This is a genomic window from Synechococcus sp. R8-2, assembly GCF_047461715.1.
In the GTDB taxonomy this organism is placed as follows: domain Bacteria; phylum Cyanobacteriota; class Cyanobacteriia; order Thermostichales; family Thermostichaceae; genus Thermostichus.
In genome coordinates, this window is sequence record NZ_JANSHQ010000168.1 from 1 (window position 1) to 4,254 (window position 4,254).

4 protein-coding genes are annotated in these 4,254 nt (G+C 58.6%); 3 read left to right on the forward strand and 1 reads right to left on the reverse strand.

Features of this window, described 5'->3' with window-relative positions:
- Nucleotides 1-94 precede the first annotated feature (94 nt).
- Nucleotides 95-580 carry an ureidoglycolate lyase gene (locus NW819_RS04645; protein ID WP_414387948.1) on the reverse strand — a complete coding sequence of 162 codons (486 nt, stop codon included), beginning with the start codon at nucleotides 578-580 and terminating at the stop codon, nucleotides 95-97.
- Between the two features lie 215 nt (nucleotides 581-795).
- Between NW819_RS04645 and NW819_RS04650 the strand changes: the two genes are divergently transcribed.
- The 3 genes from NW819_RS04650 to NW819_RS04660 form a co-directional block, all read left to right on the forward strand.
- Nucleotides 796-1,587: a hypothetical protein gene (locus NW819_RS04650; RefSeq protein WP_414413036.1), complete on the forward strand. Its 792-nt coding sequence runs from the start codon at nucleotides 796-798 to the stop codon at nucleotides 1,585-1,587.
- Nucleotides 1,588-1,813: 226 nt separating this feature from the next.
- Nucleotides 1,814-2,455 carry an ABC transporter permease gene (locus tag NW819_RS04655; RefSeq protein WP_414413037.1) on the forward strand — a complete coding sequence of 214 codons (642 nt, stop codon included), beginning with the start codon at nucleotides 1,814-1,816 and terminating at the stop codon, nucleotides 2,453-2,455.
- A gap of 18 nt (nucleotides 2,456-2,473) precedes the next feature.
- Nucleotides 2,474-4,254, forward strand: a 1,781-nt coding sequence (locus NW819_RS04660) for a PAS domain S-box protein (protein ID WP_414413038.1), incomplete at its 3' end; no start/stop codon positions are given.

Sequence of the window (4,254 nt, forward strand, 5' to 3'; positions counted from 1 at the left end):
GGGGTTAGAGGCATGCTCTTCTTGCGCTCAAGCGAAAGATTGCTGTGATCAATGCTGCTTTTTGCCCGATTGATAAGGGATCCCCGAAAGCTTGTCAGGGGGTGATCTGGAACTCCAGGTTGTAGGTTTGGAGTAAGTTTATGGTTTCGTGATCGGTGATGTTGGTGTCGGCCAGCTCCAAGTTGTAGAAATCGATGAACTCTTCGTGGTCAAAATAGGGGCCGGCATGCCAGGTACCCATCTCCAGTTTGATAAAGCGATCCCCAGGCACCCGAAAGGCTTGAATCTGATCGACGTGCAGCTCATTGGCAGGCGGTGCAACACCAATAAACCACTCCTTGCCATTCAGGGATCCCAGGCACTGGGTGCAGCGGATGTGGTGGGTGATCTGAGTAAACTTGAGGCCGCGGCGAGGCAAGCGCATGATGTAAAAGCGGGGCTGCCCTTGATTCAAGAACAACTGAGCATCTTGACTGTCGAAGGGTTTGTGATCGGGAGTGGGGCAAATGACCTGTCCGTAGGGGGCAAAGTTTTCCGGTTCAGCGAGATGGGCCTTCAGTTGGCGCAATTGGCTGGTCACCCTGCTCTTCTCCTTTGCGTTTGACGAGCTGTCTTGTGTCTCACTGTTGCCCTACAACGTGAGCACGAGGGCGTGAAGACGCAAACAGCCCAGCGAACCCCATTCTATCGAGACTTGGTCAGGCAGCTTCCCTTCTGGGAAGGGATCCCTGAGCAAGCCCAAGCTGCTCAAGGTCGCAAGTACAATGGGAAAACTTCCCAGCCTCAGCAGAGCAAATGGCGATGCAGCGGGACTTACAAGAGCTGATCATCTCCCCAGCTCAAGTTGAAAGCCTCTCTCAAGTGCCGGTGGCTTGGTTGTATCGGCCTCGGCCCGTTCGTCGTTTTAAAGACCGTCTGCGCCAGTTCTCCGCCTTCTGGGATCTCCTACGCTTGCTGGTGACGCTGGATTTGTTCTTGCGTTTCTTGACCTTCTGGACAGGGGGATCCCTACTTACCCTGGTGGGGCGGATTTGGATCCCTGGCCTACAGGCCACTTGGGGCACTTGGCCGGTGGAATGGGGGATCCTGGCGGCTATTGCCGCCCTGGGCCAAGCCTATTGGATTTTCCGCAGCCGCCGCATGCCGCTGCTGTTGAATTTGCTGGGGGAGGTGGATCGCTACAACCGAATCATCCAGGCCATCCACGTCAACGACCAGTTGGTGGAAGCGGGCAACCCCGAGGTGAAGCTGGCCCAGAGGGCTCAGGTGATCGAAGCCCTGAAGCTGACCCGGGCCGATCTCATCCGCGCCTTGAAAACCGAACGGATCTTGCGGCAAAACGAAGACCTAATCAAGCAGCAGAGCGAGTTCTTCGGCGATAACTTGGCAGCTTTGACAGCTCTGCAGGTGAGCGAGCAGGCCAGCGAACAGGGTCGTATCCTAGAGACTGCTTTACAGATTGCTTTGCAGGTGCGCTCCCAAATCCGCCGTTTGCAAGAGCGAGAAGCCAACCACCCCCCAAACAGGGATCCAGACAAGATTGAGAAAGATCAGCAGGATAGAGATGGCAACTCAGATGGGCAGTGAAACAGATGGTTATTTTTGTCGGCAGGCGGCGCTGTGGGTTCTAATCCTTGGGAGAAAGTTGAGGTTGATTGCACCGCGTTAGCAGGTCGGAGACCGAAATTGGAGTGACCCCATCTCCCTGATTGGTGCTAAATCCCCGCTCTGCACTATTCCGCACTGTCAAGATCGCCTGCCGGCGCTACACTGGGGCTTGTCTTGGATCCCTCTGTCATCCACACACCTCTAGATGAGCCTTTTGGCCCGCTCCCTGGCCTACGCCCAGAACCACAGCGACACGCTGTTTCAAGCCTTCGTCCAACACCTGCAACTGGTGGCGGTGCCTTTGGGAATGGGGCTGCTGTTGGGTTTGCCGCTGGGTTTTTTCAGCTCCCGCTCCCAGATGCTTTCCCTGGTGGTGATCAATGCGTTTAGCAGCCTGCGGGTGATCCCCAGTTTGGCCATTTTGTTTTTGGCCATCCCCTATTTCGGCCTCAGCTTCCGTTCGGCAGTTGTCGCCCTAACCCTTCTGGCTCTGCCCCCCATTCTGATCAGCACGGATGTGGCCTTCCGCAGCCTTGAGCCGGCCCTGCGGGAAGCTGCCCTGAGCATGGGCATGACCCCTGCCCAGGTACTGCGGCACGTGGAGATCCCTTTGGCCTTGCCGGTGATCTTGGCCGGTGTTAAAACGGCTACCATTGAGGTGATTGCCAGTGCTACTCTGGCAGCGTTTATCGGCGCAGGAGGGCTGGGTACTTTCATTACCCTAGGGTTTGCTCTCTATGACAACGCCATCTTGCTGGTGGGGGCGATTCCGGTGGCGCTGCTGGCTATTGCAGCGGAAGTTGGCCTCGGAGCCCTGCAGCGGGCTTTGGAACCTCCCCAAGCCTGAGGTTCTGTGAGGGATCCCATGCTGTCTTCCTCTGGTTCTTCTGAAGTGCGATCCCGTTGGCCTTTCCGCTCCATTCCTTTGCGGGTGGCGTTGCTGCTGCCCCTAGTGCTCTCAGTAGCAGGGGGAGTGGGGGGAGTGGCCTATCTCTCCTGGCAGGGCGGGCGACACCTGGCGCTGCGCTTGACGGAGCAACTGAGGCGGGAAGTTACCGACCGCACCGAAGAGCATCTTGCCAGATATTTGCAAATTCCCCTTCAGATCAATGCCCTCAATCAAGGGGCAGTGAGGGGGGGGCTGCTGCCCGATTTGACAACCCCCAGCCCAGCCGATCTAGAGGTGCTGGAAGCTCACTTTGCCCGCCAGTTGCAGCCATTTCCTGAGCTGAGCTACGTCGGCTTTGTCTCGGCTCAAGGGGGGTTTGTGATCGCCCGCCGCCACGCCGATGGGTCGATCTGGACTTACCACACACCCGGCCTCTTGCCGGGATCCGCCCAGAGCCGCCAACGGGATCCGGAAACAGGGGATCCCACAGGGTTCACTCGCCGGTTGGGCTTTGTGGATCTGAGGCAGTTGTTCTGGTTTCCCCAGCTCCTGCAGTCGGAAGGGATCCGCGACACTTGGGTGGTAACCCGATTTTTTGCGGAGCTTCCTGCCCAGGATCCAGAGCGGCTGATCATGACGTCCCTATCCCTGACCGACTCGGGGGGGCGGGTTTACGGCAGCTTAGTGGCTTCCCTCTCCGTCCGGCAGCTTCAAGCCTTTCTGGAACAGATGGAAAGCCGTTCTCCTGCAGAGGTGAGTTTTCTGCTGGACGAGGAAGGACAGGTGGTGGCCAGTACGGCGGGGCCTGCTCCCCATCCGCTGCTGGTGGCTGTGCAAGAGCAGGTGGGCTCCTGGGAGACGGCCTCTTCTCAGAATTCGCTGCGCCTCGTGGTTGGCGGGATCCCCTACTGGGTGGAGGTGGAGTCCCTCCAGAGTAAAGGGAGGCTGGGCTTTTATTTTGTGCATGGGATCCCAGAGGCAACCCTTCTGGCCGAAGTCCATCGGAGCGCCCAACAGGCTGCGCTGCTGGGGGGTGGGCTATTGCTGAGCATGCTGGGGACAGGGATCCTCCTCGGCGAAGCTCTCTCCCGTCCCCTGCGCCGCCTCACCCAAGTAGCCGAGCAATTTATACACAGCGGTTTCCAGCCCTGGCCTCCTTTGGATCCCGGCCCCATCCAGGAGGTGCAGACGCTAACCAAAGCCTGGCAGCAGGCGGCAGCAGCCCAGCAGGCCCTGCTGGATCGTCTGTGGCAGCAGCAGCAGGAGTACCGTGCTGTGGTAGAGCAGCAGACGGAGCTGATCTGTCGCTTTCGGCCCAATGGGCACATCACCTACGTCAACTCTGCTTTATTGCGTTTCTTCGATCATCGGGTAGAAGAAGTGGTGGGCCGAGCTTTGTGGGATCTGCTGCTGGAAGAAGAGCGGGAGGTGGTGCTGCAGGCTTTTGCCGCTCTCACGCCTGAGAGTCCTTTTTATAGCAGCGAGCGGGAGTACCCCGGCAAAGACGGCCAGTCCCGCTGGATTAGCTGGGTAGATCAGGGCATTTTCGACAGCCGAGGCCGCCTGGTGGAGATCCTATCGGTGGGACGGGAGATCACCGAGCAGAAACGGGCAGAACAGCAGTTGCAGGCCCTCAACCGGGAGCTGGAAGCCCAGGTGGAGCTGCGCACGGCCAAGCTGCAGCAAGCCTTGCATTTTGAGGGGGTGCTGCGCGCCATCAGCAGCCGGATGGTGGTCAGCCTAAACGAGGGGGAAAT